This window comes from Plantactinospora sonchi (assembly GCF_036422035.1).
Taxonomy (GTDB): domain Bacteria; phylum Actinomycetota; class Actinomycetes; order Mycobacteriales; family Micromonosporaceae; genus Plantactinospora; species Plantactinospora sonchi.
This window is the reverse complement of the sequence record NZ_JAZGQK010000021.1, coordinates 200,718-215,850: the sequence shown is the minus strand read 5'-3', so window position 1 is coordinate 215,850 and position 15,133 is coordinate 200,718. Positions and strand designations below refer to the sequence as shown.

General features: G+C 69.7%; 21 protein-coding genes. 8 read left to right on the top strand and 13 right to left on the bottom strand.

The window, feature by feature from the left end; all coding sequences use genetic code 11:
- Window positions 1-52: 52 nt before the first annotated feature.
- From V1633_RS37165 to V1633_RS24295, 5 genes are all read right to left on the bottom strand, one after another.
- Entirely contained in the window at window positions 53-166 is a 114-nt protein-coding gene (locus V1633_RS37165) for a DUF7737 domain-containing protein (protein WP_456238643.1), read from the bottom strand.
- 168 nt (window positions 167-334) lie between these two features.
- Window positions 335-2,668, bottom strand: a complete 2,334-nt coding sequence (locus V1633_RS24310; protein WP_331216693.1) for a protein kinase domain-containing protein — start codon at window positions 2,666-2,668, stop codon at window positions 335-337.
- Window positions 2,669-2,968: 300 nt separating this feature from the next.
- Window positions 2,969-3,148, bottom strand: a complete 180-nt coding sequence (locus tag V1633_RS24305; protein ID WP_331216692.1) for a hypothetical protein — start codon at window positions 3,146-3,148, stop codon at window positions 2,969-2,971.
- Window positions 3,149-3,165: 17 nt separating this feature from the next.
- Window positions 3,166-3,435, bottom strand: coding sequence for a hypothetical protein (locus V1633_RS24300; protein WP_331216691.1), 270 nt, complete (start codon window positions 3,433-3,435; stop codon window positions 3,166-3,168).
- Window positions 3,435-3,755, bottom strand: coding sequence for a DivIVA domain-containing protein (locus V1633_RS24295; RefSeq protein ID WP_407952096.1), 321 nt, complete (start codon window positions 3,753-3,755; stop codon window positions 3,435-3,437). The genes V1633_RS24300 and V1633_RS24295 overlap by 1 nt, the downstream gene beginning before the upstream one ends.
- A 322-nt stretch (window positions 3,756-4,077) precedes the next feature.
- Between V1633_RS24295 and V1633_RS24290 the strand changes: the two genes are divergently transcribed.
- From V1633_RS24290 to V1633_RS24280, 3 genes are all read left to right on the top strand, one after another.
- A complete protein-coding gene (locus V1633_RS24290; protein ID WP_331216690.1) occupies window positions 4,078-4,965 on the top strand; it encodes a helix-turn-helix domain-containing protein in 888 nt (295 codons plus the stop codon).
- On the top strand, window positions 4,958-5,161 hold the full coding sequence (locus tag V1633_RS24285) for a DUF397 domain-containing protein (protein WP_331216689.1): 204 nt from the start codon (window positions 4,958-4,960) through the stop codon (window positions 5,159-5,161). Before V1633_RS24290 ends, V1633_RS24285 begins: the two co-directional genes overlap by 8 nt.
- Window positions 5,162-5,302: 141 nt before the next feature.
- Window positions 5,303-5,461 carry a hypothetical protein gene (locus V1633_RS24280; protein ID WP_331216688.1) on the top strand — a complete coding sequence of 53 codons (159 nt, stop codon included), beginning with the start codon at window positions 5,303-5,305 and terminating at the stop codon, window positions 5,459-5,461.
- Window positions 5,462-5,620: 159 nt separating this feature from the next.
- Here V1633_RS24280 and V1633_RS24275 read toward each other — a convergent pair whose 3' ends face one another.
- Window positions 5,621-6,424: a GNAT family N-acetyltransferase gene (locus tag V1633_RS24275; protein ID WP_331216687.1), complete on the bottom strand. Its 804-nt coding sequence runs from the start codon at window positions 6,422-6,424 to the stop codon at window positions 5,621-5,623.
- Window positions 6,425-6,567: 143 nt separating this feature from the next.
- On the bottom strand, window positions 6,568-6,990 hold the full coding sequence (locus V1633_RS24270) for a nuclear transport factor 2 family protein (protein WP_331216686.1): 423 nt from the start codon (window positions 6,988-6,990) through the stop codon (window positions 6,568-6,570).
- A gap of 83 nt (window positions 6,991-7,073) precedes the next feature.
- Here V1633_RS24270 and V1633_RS24265 point away from each other — a divergent pair, with 83 nt between their 5' ends.
- Complete coding sequence (locus tag V1633_RS24265; RefSeq protein WP_331216685.1) at window positions 7,074-7,676, top strand: TetR/AcrR family transcriptional regulator; 603 nt, start codon at window positions 7,074-7,076, stop codon at window positions 7,674-7,676.
- Here V1633_RS24265 and V1633_RS24260 read toward each other — a convergent pair.
- Window positions 7,663-8,580: an AraC family transcriptional regulator gene (locus V1633_RS24260; protein ID WP_331216807.1), complete on the bottom strand. Its 918-nt coding sequence runs from the start codon at window positions 8,578-8,580 to the stop codon at window positions 7,663-7,665. The genes V1633_RS24265 and V1633_RS24260 overlap by 14 nt on opposite strands.
- Window positions 8,581-8,721: 141 nt before the next feature.
- Between V1633_RS24260 and V1633_RS24255 the strand changes: the two genes are divergently transcribed.
- The gene (locus V1633_RS24255) at window positions 8,722-9,372 is read left to right on the top strand and encodes a class I SAM-dependent methyltransferase (RefSeq protein ID WP_331216684.1); all 651 of its coding nucleotides are present in this window, start codon (window positions 8,722-8,724) and stop codon (window positions 9,370-9,372) included.
- A 66-nt stretch (window positions 9,373-9,438) separates the two neighbouring features.
- Here V1633_RS24255 and V1633_RS24250 read toward each other — a convergent pair whose 3' ends face one another.
- Entirely contained in the window at window positions 9,439-9,921 is a 483-nt protein-coding gene (locus V1633_RS24250; RefSeq protein ID WP_331216683.1) for a heme-degrading domain-containing protein, read from the bottom strand.
- 193 nt (window positions 9,922-10,114) lie between these two features.
- Here V1633_RS24250 and V1633_RS24245 point away from each other — a divergent pair, with 193 nt between their 5' ends.
- A complete protein-coding gene (locus tag V1633_RS24245; RefSeq protein ID WP_331216682.1) occupies window positions 10,115-10,645 on the top strand; it encodes a P-loop NTPase family protein in 531 nt (176 codons plus the stop codon).
- A 64-nt stretch (window positions 10,646-10,709) separates the two neighbouring features.
- On the opposite strand, the gene V1633_RS24240 is transcribed toward V1633_RS24245, so the two are convergent.
- The 3 genes from V1633_RS24240 to V1633_RS24230 all read right to left on the bottom strand — a co-directional run bounded on the left by V1633_RS24240 (window position 10,710) and on the right by V1633_RS24230 (window position 13,103).
- Entirely contained in the window at window positions 10,710-11,567 is an 858-nt protein-coding gene (locus V1633_RS24240; protein WP_331216681.1) for an AraC family transcriptional regulator, read from the bottom strand.
- 9 nt (window positions 11,568-11,576) lie between these two features.
- Window positions 11,577-12,413, bottom strand: a complete 837-nt coding sequence (locus V1633_RS24235) for an alpha/beta fold hydrolase (protein ID WP_331216680.1) — start codon at window positions 12,411-12,413, stop codon at window positions 11,577-11,579.
- 132 nt (window positions 12,414-12,545) lie between these two features.
- Window positions 12,546-13,103: a hypothetical protein gene (locus V1633_RS24230; RefSeq protein ID WP_331216679.1), complete on the bottom strand. Its 558-nt coding sequence runs from the start codon at window positions 13,101-13,103 to the stop codon at window positions 12,546-12,548.
- Window positions 13,104-13,352: 249 nt separating this feature from the next.
- Between V1633_RS24230 and V1633_RS24225 the strand changes: the two genes are divergently transcribed.
- A complete protein-coding gene (locus V1633_RS24225; protein ID WP_331216678.1) occupies window positions 13,353-13,949 on the top strand; it encodes a TetR/AcrR family transcriptional regulator in 597 nt (198 codons plus the stop codon).
- 8 nt (window positions 13,950-13,957) lie between these two features.
- Here V1633_RS24225 and V1633_RS24220 read toward each other — a convergent pair whose 3' ends face one another.
- Window positions 13,958-14,599 carry a TetR/AcrR family transcriptional regulator C-terminal domain-containing protein gene (locus tag V1633_RS24220; RefSeq protein WP_331216677.1) on the bottom strand — a complete coding sequence of 214 codons (642 nt, stop codon included), beginning with the start codon at window positions 14,597-14,599 and terminating at the stop codon, window positions 13,958-13,960.
- 209 nt (window positions 14,600-14,808) lie between these two features.
- Between V1633_RS24220 and V1633_RS24215 the strand changes: the two genes are divergently transcribed.
- Entirely contained in the window at window positions 14,809-15,039 is a 231-nt protein-coding gene (locus tag V1633_RS24215) for a hypothetical protein (protein WP_331216676.1), read from the top strand.
- The last annotated feature ends 94 nt before the right edge of the window (window positions 15,040-15,133 follow it).

Genomic DNA, 15,133 nt, shown 5'->3' with positions numbered 1-15,133 from the left:
GCGGAATACCGTTGCGGGCAGCCTCCCCGCAACGACGATCACGACGACCGGGTCAACACCGCAGTTGTTGGATGATCGTAGGGTCGGTGATCTGGATGTCCCTGGCCAGCATGAGTGCCTTGCTGAGGACGACGGCGAGTGCTGCGCCAGCAGGTGACCGTGACACTGACCGTCCCGGACGTGTCGTCCAGCGTCGCGGAGGCCTCGCCGAAGTGTTAGACGCGCCTGCTCCGCGACCTCCTGAAAGACGCGGCGGCGGATCACCTCACGCAGCGGCAGCCGCTCCTCGAAGATCGGGATGGCCTGGGCGCGTTCGTCGGTGAGGCCCCGGGCCTCACCTGAAAAGACTGACCGCCTCCGGACCGGTGGCGGCGACGATAGCACCGCCGGTGTATTCAGGACCGTTCTTCAGTGGCAGCTCCCACTCCCGCTGGCCTGATGTGATGTCGTATCCGACCACGACGTACGGCGTTTCCGGACGGTTCTCGACGTAGGTGTAGACGAGTTGGTCACCGTCCGACTCGATCCAGTACGGTTCCACGGCGGTGCTCCTCGTCATGTCGATCGGCGACGACAGGGGTTCGCCGGTGATGCAGTCGTACACGCGGACGAACTCCTGACCTGTCGGCTCCGCAGAGGCCGTGGAGTCACCGGAGGCGCCCGGGGCGGCCACCTGCATGACGAGTTTGTCGGCCACTGTCGCCATCGCCGTCGACAGCTCCGGCCCGGATATCCGCCACAGCAGATGTCCCGTCTCCGGATTCGCCGCAGCGACCGTACTCCTGTCCGGATAGTGCGGGGCGCTACCGCCAAGTCGGACGAGCAGCGGAATCGGCGAGGCGGCAGCGTAACGGTTCTGGTAAGCCGCCGGTTCCCACCCGGCCACGGACGACTTTTTCTGCCCGTTCAGATCGTAGATGTCGGTACCGGTCCAGTCCTGATTCTGGATTGCGATGCCGTCACGGAAGATGTTCCAGGCCAGATCGCGTTCATCTACCACCCGGGTGGACCTGAGCACCTCACGGCCGTCCGCGGTGTTGACGAACACGACCTCGTCGGCGTCGTGAGCGGTGTCGACCAGCAGCCCCCGACCGGCCGACACGTACATCTCGTCGTGTCCCTCGCGTGTCCACAGCTGGTCGCCCTCGGTGGTGTAGCCGGCGGCGAACCCCCCGTCGTCGGGGATGTCCGTCAGGGCGATGAACCGATCGCCGGCGACGACCATCGAGCGCAGATCCCGATTGGGGACCTTCACCGTCTCGATGATTTCGCCACGACCGGTGTCCAGGATGAAGACCGTGGAGTCCGACCCGTTGCGGGCCGGTGCGACACATCCGATCCGGTTCTCCCGGACGGCGCACGACGCCACGGTGTCGTGCAGGTCGACGGAGGGCCAGCGCGCCGCGCCGGTGCGCATGTCGAGGCCCAGCAGGGACGTACCAGACTGAAGCACGACAACGCTGGAGTCACCGCCGACGATGTTGGCTTGGCCGCCCCGGACCTCGGCCGTCCACGACAGCTTCGGCGGACGGGACGTCAGCGCAAGGAGTTCGTCGCGCAACTGCATGCGGAATATCGACGGGATCTCCTGCGGGTACAGGGTGTCGTCCCATGCCATGGCGTCCCTCGAACCGCTCAGCCTGACGACGAGCACCACCGCCGTGACCAGGACGAGGCAGGCCGCCAGCGCCGCGCCGACTATCGCCCACCGGCCACGTGTCGGCCGCCCGGGCCGAACCGACTGGATCGGGCCACCCGGCTGGCCCCGGTCGGCAGGCATGGGCTGGGGGGTGACCGGCGACGGGCCGGCTGGTTGTTGGTACGCGACCAAGCCCGGAGCGCTGGCGAGGCTCGCCGCGAGCGAGTTGGCGAATTCGGTGCAGGACGGGTAGCGGTGACCCGGATCCTTGGCCATGGCACGCGCGAGGACCGCGTCGACCGTCGGAGGCAACTGTGGGTGAAACCGTCGCACGGACGGCACCGGCTGTCCCAGATGTCCCGCGATGACGGCGACCGGATTGGCGTTCTCGTACGGATCATGACCGGTGAGCAGGCGAAACACGGTGCATGCCAGGGAATACTGGTCGGACCGTCCGTCGACGTGGCCGCCCTGAAGCTGTTCGGGTGATGAGTAACTCACCGTATCCACTGTCACCCCGGAGCCGGACGGGACCGTCTCGTCGAGTGCCAACCCCGAGATGCCGAAATTGGTCAGTGCTACGTGTCCCTGGGAGGTAACCAGGATGTTGGCGGGTCGGACGTCGCGATGAAGCACACCGCAGCTGTTGGCGTAGTCCAGTGCGCTGGCCATCACCACCGCGATGTGGCTGACCTGCGCCGGCGGAAGCCCTGTGGGGGTAGTGCGGATGATCTCCGCCACCGATCGGCCGTCGATGAGATCCATCGCTATCCACAGTCGCCCGTCGAATTCGCCCCGATCGTGAACCGCCACGATGTTCGGATGCCGCAATCTGGCGACCGCGTCAACGGTCTGCTCGAACCGCGCCCGGTATCCCGAATCGTTCTCGCCACCCACGGGCAGGACCTTGAGGGCGTCTCTACGCGACAGTCGGGGGTGCCGCGCGGCGTACACCTCGCCGGTGCCACCTGCCCCGATGAGCCGCTCCACGGAGTACCCAGCGAAGATCGACCCCTGTTCCAGCGTCACAGACTCTCCCTCCGGGAAACTGATCGCGAGCCTCCCGACGCTAACGCACGGCCCGCTCCGAGAGTCCTCGCGCCGATCTTCTCAAACCCGACCAGGGGCGAACCAGGGCGTACGAACCGCGGCTGACGCAGTGCGGTGGCGCGGACGATGATCGGGTACGGTTTCGCGCCCGGCCGCTCGTCCATGCCGACGACCCCTACCGTGACCGGCACCTCGCCGCCATCTGGGGCCCTGCCCGCCGCCGTGCCTTGCCGGTGACGACGACGGCGGGCAGGAGCATCGGGTACGCCGGCGGTGGGTTCACTGCCAGCCACCGGGGCGGCTGTTGCGCAGGTACGGGTGCGGGACACGACCACGGCAGTCGGGGCATCCGAGTCGGGCGCCGCACTGCGGGCACCACCTCGACTTGACCCTGAACAGGAACAGACCGGCGGCGAAGCCGAGCACCCCGACCGCTACCAGTGTCATCACCAGGCGCACGGACTACTCCTCCGGTTTCACAGGTCGACAGGGGTGACGCGGGAACGTCGGAGGCGGCGGGAACACCCGCCGTCGTGGCCGGCCCGCAGCAGGCAACCCCGACCGCCCGGCAGCGTCAGATCGCAGAAGACCCGATGTCGTACGCCGGGATCACCGTCCTCGACGACGGTGGTGGCCCGGGGGTCGATGCGCGGCAGGAAACGCAGCGTCCGGGCCACCACCCGGGCCAGCCGGATCGCGGTGTGCAGGTTGGCGGCGGTGACGGGGAGCTGGATGACGTACCGCATCAGGGTCGCCCCCGCTCACCCACCGTGCCGGCCTGCTCGGACTGCCAACGCCGCAACGCGTCCTTGATCCGCGCCGTCTCCTGCCGGCTGTGGGCCACCGCGTCGTACGCGGCGGCCAGGTCGTCGGCGACCTGGGCGAGAAACGCGCGGACCTCGGCCTGGTCGAAGCCGCGCTGCCCGACCCGGGCGAACCGGAACCGCCGGTCCCGCACCTGCCACGGCCGCAACGGCAGGTACGCCGCCGACCGGTAGTAGCCGCCGTCATGCCGCTTCCGCTCAAACGGCTTGGGCCGACGGATCCGAGGTAACACCACACGCACGACGGGCCTGCCTCTCTTCAGTTCGGGTTGGACGGGGCGGCCCACCCGCCCGCCGCGAACGGGCGGACCACCCCAAGGCACCTGTCAGCGCACCCGCACCTCGGCGGTGCGACGGCAGGGCCGCTCCGATCACCATCAAACAACAGCTAGGCAAATGTATCGACATCCACGACCATTGGACGTCATCCTGGAGCAGTCCGATGGGGGCGCGCAACGTTCCGGCGAAGAAAGTCAGGGGCCGGTGCCGACTTTCTTCGCCGCAACCGCGAAGTGTTGCGCGGGCCTGCCCCGAAGTGTTGTCCGACGGAACTGGGGAGATCAGATGGCAGAGGAGATCGGCTCGACGGTGCCCCGACGCCAGCTCGGCCGGCTGCTGCGGCAGTACCGCACCGAGGCGGGCGTCACCATGGACGCCGCCGCCGAGGCGCTCGAATACAGCCGCCAGAAGATCTGGCGGATCGAGAATGGACTCAGCGCGGTTCGACTGCTCGACGTGCGGGCGATGTGCGAGCTGTACGGCGTCACACCGAGGATGGTCGAGGTGCTGTGCGGCCTCGCCACCGAGACCAAGTCAAAGGGCTGGTGGCATGCGTACGGCGACTCCATCCCGAGCTGGTTCGAGATGTACCTCGGGCTGGAAGCCGCCGCCTCACATCTTCGCCGCTACGACGAAACGCTGATCCCGGGCCTGTTCCAGACCAAGGAGTACGCACACGCGCTGTATCGCCTCGGCGGAAAGCTCGGTGACGACGAGCGGGAGCGGGCAGTCGAGGTCCGGTTGCAGCGGCAGTCTCTGCTGACCCGGCGACTGCCGAAGCCGCCCGGGCTGGAGACGGTGCTCTCCGAGGCGGCGCTGCGCCGGCCCGTCGGCGGACCGGACGTGATGATCGATCAACTCCGCCACCTGCTGGAGGTGGCCCAACTGCCGAACGTGTCGCTGCGGGTGCTGCCGCTGGCCGCCGGCCCACACCCCGGCTCGATCGCGGGATCGTTCGTGATCCTCGACTTTCCGCCCGGCAGCAAGGTGCGCGTCGTCCCCGAGCCGTCGGTCGTCTACAGCGAGGCGCTGACCGGGGCGATCTACCTCGACCGGCCGGAGGAACTGGCCGCCTACGAACACGCGTGGAGCGGACTGACCACGCTCGCGCTCGGTGAGACACAATCGAAGGACATGCTCACCGCACTCATCAGTGAGGCCCGACATGACTGACCTGACCGGCGCACGCTGGCACAAGAGCACCCGCAGCGGTGACAACGGCGGTGACTGCGTCGAAGTCGCCGACAACCTGCCCGGCATCGTCGGGCTCCGCGACAGCAAGGACCCGACCGGGCCCGTCCTGACCTTCGCACCGGACGACTGGACCACCTTCGTCGTCGCCGTCAAGACCGGCTTCCTCCCCCACTGACCGACCTCACACCGCGCGGCGTACGCCTCCGGACCTTGCGGAGGCGTACGCCGTTACGCGGGCAGCAAGAAACCTGGCATATGGGCTACGGTCGCCAATACCTGCGCACTCCGTTGCCGGGGCCCTACCAAAGGGTCGCTGATGCTCGGTGAAGTGATTGCCCAGATGCGGCAGGCCGGACAGCACGTCGAGCAAGCAGGCAGATTGATCGCGCAGGCAATCGATCACACCCTGGCCCCGGTGGGGCGCCACGGGCAGCCAGGGAAACTGAATCCGGGCTCGTTCCTGCGTTCGACGTGAAGTTCACCTTCGACGGCTACGGCACGGGCCGAGGTCACCGCGCCGGCACCGGCCGGGGTGGAGAAACGCTGAGCCGATTCCACCCGCCAGTGGCCACGGCGCGGTTCGGGGCAGTATGGCGAGCGTCCTGAACCCGGCAAACCTGGGCTCGATAGTGCGTTACGCGGAGGGCAGAGGGGTGGTCGGACTCCATACCCATGGGGTGGTGGTCGTGACCACCTGTAGACCGAGGCGTTGCAGAACGGGGCTACTGTCCTTCGACGCGTCGACCAGGAGGTACGTGACGCCCCGCTCGGTGGCGAGCTGCGCGCGGCGGGCGACCAGCGCACGGTAGATGCCCTTTCGCCGCCACTGTGCGAGCGTCGATCCGCCCCACAGCGCGGCGAAGTCCGTGCCGGGAAGGATGACCAGCCAGGCGGCCGACACGACTTCGCCCGCAGCCTCCGCGACGAGTACGACGATGTTCTCCGGGGCCGAGGAGATCCGGTCGCGTAGGTCATCGGCCAGCCAGGACCAGTCGACGCCCCACACCTCGGACTCCATGGCCGCGATCCGGCGTAGGTCGGCCGAATCCGTCGTCGGGCGGACAGTGATCCCGTCGGGGACTTCGCCTGCGGCGGTCAGGTTGGTCGCCAGACCGACGACGACCGTCTCTTCGGCCTCCGGGGCGAACCCGGCCAGCCGCAGCCGCTCGGTGAGATCCTGCCGGTCGTGGCCGTACGTCTTCCACTCGACGGCTTGGCCGCACGCCGCGCTACGATCCCGTACCCGACCGATGAGCGCGTCAAGTTCTTCGACGCTGAGACCATCGAGGTCCTGGGCGAAGGCGAACCCGCGCGCGGGGGTGACGACCTGCAGGACGGGTCCGTCCCACGACGGTTTCCAGGTCTTGGGAAGCCGCGCGGCGATGGTCCCCCGTACCTGCTGGTCGTGCAGGAGCAGAAGTTCGTCTTGTGTCGTCATCACGGCGGAGGATGACATCGGCCTTACCTGCCGGCAACCCGTTTCCGCCAGCCGCTCATGCCGCGTGACCGGGCGCCAAGGTGGACACAGGGCCCGACATGTGCCGGCCGTGCGGCGGCATCCACTGGTGTCCGTCCGTGTTGTTACGTGCCGGTGATGCTGGCGAGCGCCTCTACCAGAGGGATCGGGTTGATGTAGTCGCGGTAGGACAGGACCTGACCGTCCCGGACCCGGAATACGGCAATGACCGTCTGCTGGATCGGCGCGCCAGTCGGGACAACGGTTCCGTGCGCTTCGTACTCCACAATGACCACCTCCGGATCGGTGGTCTCGTGCATCACCACGTCGCAGTACTCGTCGAATCTGACGAACCCGTTGGCCACCTCGGTCAGATGCCTGCGAATCTCCGCGCGGCCCCGCAACCGCGCGGGCACGCCCGGCGGCCGGTACGGCCACTCGAGGTAGCCGTCGGGTGCCATCAGACCCACAAACGTCTCGATATCCGTTTCGCGGCCCGCTCGAAGCATCTGCCTGACGATCTCGCGTGACGTGACGGTGACGGCCATCGCTCCCCACTTCACTGAACACACGTTGATTGAACGACCGTAGAACCAAGGATCACCTCTGTCAACAGCCGTAGAATGAGCAGGTGACCGATCCGAGCGCCAGACCGACCCGGGCGCAGCAACGCCGCCAGACCGAGGAGAACATCCTCGCCGCAGCCCGCCAGATGTTCGCCGAACTCGGCTACGACCGCACCACCATCCGTGCTGTGGCCAAGGTGGCTGGCGTCGACGCCGGCCTGGTCATGCACTACTTCGGCACAAAGGACGAACTCTTCTCGCGGGCCGCGACGCTACCCGCCGACGAGCTGCCCGGCGGCACCACCGAACAGGTGACCGAGGCGTTGCTCGCCTCGTTGGCCAAGCGCCTGGACGGCGAGCCGGTGGCCTCGCTGGCCGTCCTGCGCTCCATGCTCACCAACACCGACGCCGCCGACCGGTACCGGGCCGCAGCCGAGCCCCAGCTCAGCCAGATCACCGCAGCAATCCCCACCGCCGACGCCGAACTGCGCGCCAGCCTGCTCAGCGCAATCGTCCACGGCGTGATCATTGAGCGCTACCTGCTTCGACTCGGCCGACTCGCCGACGCCTCGCCTGACCAGATCATCGAGCTGCTTCGCCCGTGCTTCCGGATACTGGCCACGGCGCAAACACCACCGTCCACCAGCCAGCCAGTTACCGACGGCTGAGCGCACCGCGACGAGGACCGCGGCTCCCCCGCTGGGCGGCGTCACGCCACTGCGTCGGGGTCACCCGGTGTTCGGCGCGGAAACGTTTGATGAAGTAACTGACGTCGGGGTAGCCGACCCGGCGGCTGACCGCCGCGACGGTCAGATCGGTTTCGGCAAGCAGCAGTCGGGCCTGCTGCATGCGGCGCTGCGCGATCCACTGCTGCACGGTCCGGCCGGTCTTGCGACGTACCACGGTGGTGAGGTGACCGGCGGTGAGCGCGAGTTCGGCGGCGACGTCGGCGAGCGAGATGGGCTCGTGGTAGCGCTGCTCGATGGTGTCGAAGACGGCCGCGAGGAGCGGCTCGTCCGAGGACCGCAACTGGTCGGCGACGTTGGTCGACAGCCGGGCCGCAGCCACCAGTAGCAGGGTCAGGTGGGCGAGGGCGGCTTCCTGGTGGCCGTCGCGCCGGGCCCGTAGCTCGGCGTCGAGCGCGGCGAAGCGTTCGAACCAGCCCGCCCGGTCGGCCTGCGGGATGCGCAGCCGCTGCGCCCGGTCGGTGCCGCGCGCGAACGGGAGGAGCAACGGGTGTGTCCGCCATGACGAGTAGGCCCCGGCCATCCCGGGTCGGACCACGTCGGTCGGGAACCACACCACCCAGCCGTCGGCGGCCACCTCCTCGTGTGGGTCGTCGAAGGAGACGACCTGCCCGGGTGCGATGACGAACAGGTCCCCGTCGGCCACCGTCCACGTCCGGCCGTCGATCAGCACCGTCCCGTCGGCCAGGTGCGCGTAGAAGAGCACCAGGAAGTCGTGCGCGTGCGCGTCACCGCCGGCCGGGCCGACGCCCGGCACGCCCGCGGGGACACGGGCCACCGCGACCGGGGCGATCCCGGGTACGTGGCCGAAGCCGATGACCGGCACACCCTGCCCGGTCACCCCGACGGAGCGAGGTGCCGGAACCGAACTTCGTCGCATCCTGCCCACAGTTCCGCCATTGTCCGTCTCGACGTGCCGCATGAGGCTGAGAGTACGACCGAACTTCATCGGATACCGGAGCGTGACATGACCGGACAGGCCAATCCCAGTAGCGAGCAGCACTACCTGCCTGCCATGGGCAGACACTGGCTGCTGCCCCTCTACGATCCGTTCACCCGGCTCGCGGGCGTCGGACGCATTCACGAACAGCTTCTGGACCGCGCGGATCTTCGCGGTGGCCAGCAACTTCTGGAGATCGGCTGTGGCACCGGCAACCTGCTGCGGTCGCTCGGACGTCGCCACCTGGACGTCGACGCACTCGGCATCGACCCGGACCCGGCCGCGTTGCGCCGCGCCCGCCGCAAGGCGGCCCGGATCAGACAACCGATCCGGTACGAGCGCGCGTTCGCCGGTGAACTGCCGGTGCCCGACGACAGCTTCGACCGGGTCCTGTCCGCGTTCATGCTGCACCACCTCGCCGAGGAGGAGCGGACACGCGCCCTGCGTGAGGTCGGCCGGGTGCTGCGTCCCGGCGGCGAGCTGCACGTGGTTGACGTCGACAGCACGCCGTCCGGACGGAAAGCGGGTCGGGGCCACCACAGTCCGGGTGTCTCGGACAGCCGCCCCGACCAGGTGCTGGCCGCGCTGACCGATGCCGGCCTGACCGGCGTCGCGGAGAACGGTCGTGGGAGGGCCTGGTTCGGCGGCTACGTGTTCTACCGCGCCACGGCCCGCTAGGTCCGCCGCGCCGCGAGGGTTCCCCGGTCGCCCGTCATCCTCCCCGTCACAGTCGCCGAGCGGGGCTTATCCGCCAGCCCGCTTCCCGGGGTCCCTGGACTCCAGGAACAGGCCGAGGGCCTCGACGACGAGGCGGTGGTCGTCGACCTGGGGCAGGCCCGAGACGGTGACGGTGCCGACCGGGCCGGTGCCCCTGAGGATGATCGGGAAGCAGCCGCCGTGCGCGGCGTACCGGGCCGGTTCGAGGTGCGGATTCTCCTCCTCGAAGGTGGTGCCACGGTCACGGGGACGCTGGCCGACGAGGTAGGAGCTGTGTCCGAACCGGCGGACGACACGGATCTTGCGTTCGATCCAGTCGTCGTTGTCGGCCGTGGTGCCGGCGAGCGCGCAGTGGAAGAGTTGGTGGTCGCCGAGGCGGATGTCGACGGTGACCGCCAACCCGCGCCTCCTGGCCAGCCCGACCAGGAGACTGCCCAGTTCCCAGGCGTCGTCATGGTCGAAGCGGTCGAACTGGAGGCGTTCTTCCTGCTCCTGAAGCTCTGGCGTCACGGCGTACCGCTCCTTCTCTGATCGTCGTAACGATCTAAGCAGAGGAGAAGCGGCGGGTGAGCGGTTGCCGGCTGTGACGAGCGTGGCAACCCACGCGATCCACCCGGCGACGGGGGCGCGCGGGGCGCCCGCCCGGCGGTCCGGCGCCCGACCACCGGCGACAGGGGCCCGTACCGTACGTACGCTTTCCGCGATGACGGTTCCGTCCCGCGTCCTGATCTACGGAGTCCACGGCTCCGGCAAATCCACCCTGGCGGCGCGGCTGGCCACCCGCCTCGGCCTGCCCTGGTATCCGGTCGACGACCTGCTCTGGGAGCCCGGCTGGGTCGAGGTGCCGGTCGCCGAGCAGCGCAACCGGATCGCGCAGATCTGTCGGCGGGACCACTGGATCCTGGACGGCGCGTACCACGGGTGGCGGGATGTGCCGCTGGCCCGCGCCGACCTGGTCGTCGGCCTGGACTATCCGCGGTGGCTCTCCTTCGGCTGGCTGCTGCGCCGCACCGTCCGTCGGGTGGTCAGCGGCGAGGAGATCTGCAACGGCAACCGTGAGTCGTGGCACAGCGTGCTGTCAGCGGAGTCGATCCTGGTGTGGCACCTGACCGGGTTCGGTCGGATGCGGCGGCGGATGCGGGCGTGGCAGGCCGACCCGTCCGGGCCGCCGGTGCTGCTGTTCCGGCACCCGGCAGATCTGGAGCGCTGGCTGACCGACCTGCCCGGGAGGTGAGCAGGGGCGGCCTCGAATGCCTCCACCACCACCGAGTCCTCTCGCCAGGTGGGCGGCCGACGACCTACGGAGACCGGACCGGTGACGACGCGGGCCAGGCGACGTCGTCGATCGCGAGCCACGGCGCCACGGCCAGGGCCGAGGGCGTGCTCCCGGCGTACGCCCTGACGTCGCGGTGCAGGTGGGACTGGTCGACGTACCCGCTCTCGGCGGCGACGCTGGCGGCGGCGTGCCCCGCGACGAGCAGGTGCGCGGCGTGGTCGAACCGCACCAGTCGGGCGGCGTGTTTGGGGGTGATGCCGAGCTGGGACCGGAACCGGGACCACAGCCGCTTACGGCTCCAGCCGACCTCGTCCGCCAGACCCTCGACGCGTACCCGGCCCCGGCTGGCGAGCGTCCGTCGCCAGACCTGGACCACCTCCGGGTCGACGGGGCGGCGGGCGTTCAGGTCCAGCCGCCGGCCGAGGAACTCCACCGCGAGCCTGAAGCGCTCGTCCCATGACGCGGCGGCGCGCAGCCTCTCCTCGACCTGCCCCGCGTCCCGGCCCCAGAGGTTGTCCAGGGCTACCACCGTCCCGCCGAGTTCGGTCGACGCGCCGAACACCGCCGCCGCCGCGACCGGTTCCAGCCGGATCTGGAGGCACTCGCCGACCCCGGAGCCGCTCGTCCAAAGGTCGCCGGGGGCGAGTCCGATGACAACGCTGCCGCGCTCGCGCCGGCCACCGGCCCGGTAGGCGAGGGATTCGCCTCCGCTCAGGTCGACGAGCAGGGTGACGGCCGGGTGCGCGACCATGGCGATCTCCACGAGCGCGGGGACGCGCTGGTGGAACCCGGCCATGCTGATCCCCGGCAGCGGGACCGCCGAGCGCGGGACCGCGATCTCCACCGACGCCCAGTCGGGCGATGCCCCGGTCGACACCACGTGACGAGTTTAGGCGTGTCGGCTGACCGGCGGGGTGTCCGCAGCCGGTGCCAGGAAGCCCAGCAGGAGTTCGCTGGTCGCCCCGGCCGCCTCCAGCATGGGGATGTGTCCGACGCCGGGCAGCATCTCGACCCGGGCGTGCGGCACCGCGTCGTACCGGCGTGCCGACGCCGGATCCCAGCGCGGGTCGGCGGCGCCGAAGATCACCAGTACCGGAACGTCGAGGGCGGCGAGGCGCTCCGGCACACTCCGCTCGGCGAGGTACCCGGTGTTGGCCCGCAGCACTCCCCGCATCGCCCGGTACGTGATGCGGCGTACGTCGGCGACCAGGTCGTCCGGGATCTCCACCGGCCGAACGCAGGTCAGGCTTATCCCCCTGCGGATCATGGCGTCCGTACGCCTCGCCCAGAGCAGTGGTCCGAAGGGCGGGGCCAGCAGGACCCGGAGGAGGGCCGGCTGCGGGAGCAGCGCTTCGCCACTCGGCCCGGTACTGATCAACGCGAGTGATCCCACCAGCTCGGGACGTTCTTCGGCCAGCGCGGTCGCGACGTAGCCGCCGCTGGAGTGTCCGGCCACGGGGACCTGCCGGAGGCCGAGGTCGTCGAGGACCGCCGCCACCCGCCCCGCCTGCGCGGACACCGCGTACGACGGCGCGGGCGGGGACTTGCCACAGCCTGGGAGGTCGACCCGGATGACGTGACGGTGGCTGGCGAGTGCCGGGACCATCGGGCTCCAGGAACTGCCCGAGAACCCGGATCCGTGGACGAGCAGCAGGGGCGGTGCCTGCCGTGGGCCGTCGTGGGCCACGTGCAGGCCGTGTGGGTGCGCGACGTCGTACGCGGTCATGCAGGCGATGATGCAGCGCCCGCCGTCACCAGGTCTTGGACAAATGTCCCCGTACGGAGGGCAGCGTGCACGGACGGCACGCTGCCCTGGACGAGTCGTGGTGACCGCCTGGGTGAGGGCGGCGCCCCCAGGTCAGTTCTCCTTCGCCGCCCGACCGAGACGGATGGCCGAGATGAGGAAGAAGATGGCGCCGGGGATGGCGTAGCCGATCGCGTTGGTCAGCGTGGGGTTGTCCGCGGACGCGGTCGCGATGAACGACCCACCGGCGAGCACGGAGAGACCACCACTGATGATCATCGGCCACTGGCCGCCCATCCTGCGGCGGGTGACACCCACGATCAGCTGGATCAGCCCGGCCAGGACCGCCCAGGCACCCCACACCCGCAGGACCGCCGGTATGCCGGAGACGCCGGCGAAGGCCAGGCCGACCGCGGCGATCAGGCTGACCACGACGTTCAGGTACAGCAGGACGGGGGATCCGGTGGCGCGCGACGCACGGGCGTCGGTGACGGCGGCGGCCACGTCGAACAGCGGGTAGAGCACGAGCAGCGTCATGGCGAGCGGACCGAGGTGCTCGGCGGTCGTGAACATCACCAGGGCCCAGAGGATGGCGAACGCGAAGCGCACGAAGTACAGCCGCCGCAGGGTGGACGCCGTCGTCGTGATGCCGGGTGCGGCAACGGTGGTCATGGTGATCCTTTCGGTGGTTACCAGGGGGACCGCGACCGGCGAACACGGCCGGGAACACCATGGGTAGAACGAACGTTCTGTCTCGCCAAGCATGCCGACTCCCCGCCCATTCGTCAAGACAGAACGTTCTACCTCCCAGCCATGATCGGGTAGGCCCCGAGCGCGGCGGATCGAGCCGCGAGGAGCGGCCGGCACCCCGACGGCAGGGAGAAGTCGCAAGACCGAACGTTCTATCCCTACACTGGGCCCATGGCACGTAGCGAGACGGAGATCCGGCCGTCCGAGGCGCGGCAACGGCTCCTCAACACCGCGACCGGGATCTTCTACCGGGAGGGGATCCACTCGGTCGGCGTCGATCGGATCATCACCGAGGCGCAGGTGACCCGGGCCACTTTCTACCGGCACTTCCCCGGCAAGGAGGATCTTGTCCTCGCTTACCTGCGGGCGGCCGACCAGGCCATCCGCGGCCAGGTGGACAAGGCGGTCACCGCCGGCCTACCGGCACCCGACGCCCTACGGGCCGTCGCGGAGTCGATCGCCCAGGGCATCCGGTCCACCGGCTTCCGCGGCTGCGCCTTCCTGAACGCCGTGGCCGAGTACCCCGATCCCGACCACCCCGTGCACCAGGCCGTGCTCGCGCACCGGCAGTGGTTCCTCGACACGATCAACACCTTGATGGCGAGCATCCGGCGAACCGGGGCCGAGCCCGCCGCGCAGCACTTCGTCATGCTCCGCGACGGCGCCATGGCGGCCGGCTGCCTTGTCGACCGGGCCCTGATCTGCGAGACCTTCCTCCGCGGGGTCGAGGGACTCATCCAGGCTCACGGCGCGCGCCAGCCATCCTGAGCCGCGCCTCAGCGCGCCTCGCCACCCTCTCTCCGTGCGTCGTCGCGGGGTCTCCGAGCCGCGAGGATGCTGTTCAGGCCCTCCTCGAACAGGAGGTCGTCGCTCCAACGGTCCGCATCCAGGTGACCGGAGGCGTTGAGGGTCGGATAGGCGTCGGCGCTCGCGGCGACATGGTCGCGGGCCGCGGCCCGCAACCGGGGATTCGCGCTGCGGCGCCAGGTGGCTTCGGTCAGCGCGGCGCCGATCACGTAGTTGGCCAGGGTACGGGTCACCACCGCGAGCGGGAGCCCCGAGTAGCCGCCCCGGACGAGCGCCGACTGCAGGAACTCGGTGCGTGCCAGGACGTTGGGTCCGAGCATCGGGCGTCCGATCAGTTCCGGCGCCCACGGGTGCCGCAGCATGGCCGCCCGCCACGCCCGGACGAGGGCCCGGAGGTCCTCGCGCCAGTCCTCGCCCGGTTCCGGTACGGGTACGGCGCCGAACACCTCGTCCAGCGCGAGGTCGAGGAGGTCGTCCTTCGTCTTGACGTGCCAGTACACCGCGGTCGCGGTGACATCGAGTACCTGTGCGAGGCGGCGCATCGTCAGCCCCTCGGTGCCGTGTTCGTCGAGCAGGCCCACCGCCGCGTCGACGATGCGGTCGAGAGTCAACTGTGGAGTCCGTCGGGCCCGCGCTCGGTCAGGCCGGAGCCACACCGACGTCGTACTGCCGGGCCCCGCCCGCTCGTCCGCGGCGCTCTTCGAACGGTCCGGCTCTGCGACGACCACCCGGGAAATCTAGCACGGCGTTCAGCTAACTTAACGATGGTAAGCTAACTGTCGCGGACCGCACCAGCACGCCGGACAGGCGGAGGAGCCGGATGCCCCTGATACGAGTCCACGTCGACATCGACCGGGTCACCGCCCGACGCGTCCTGCAACTGCACCGGGCAGGCAGGATCCACGGCGAGTCCCGCGAAGCCGCCCGCGAGGAGGTGTGGCGGCAGGGTCGCACCCCAGCGGGTGACCCGGTGTTCGTGGGCGTCACGAACGGTCGACGCCACGTGCAGTTGCTCTACGACGTGGAGGTCTACCCGGACAGCGGCCCCTGAGAGTGGGCCGCCGTTGGTCCGTCCCTCGCCCGATCCGAACCGGACCTGTGACGACACGGGCGGCGAGGCCGGCGAACCGGTCCCGGCCGCCCGT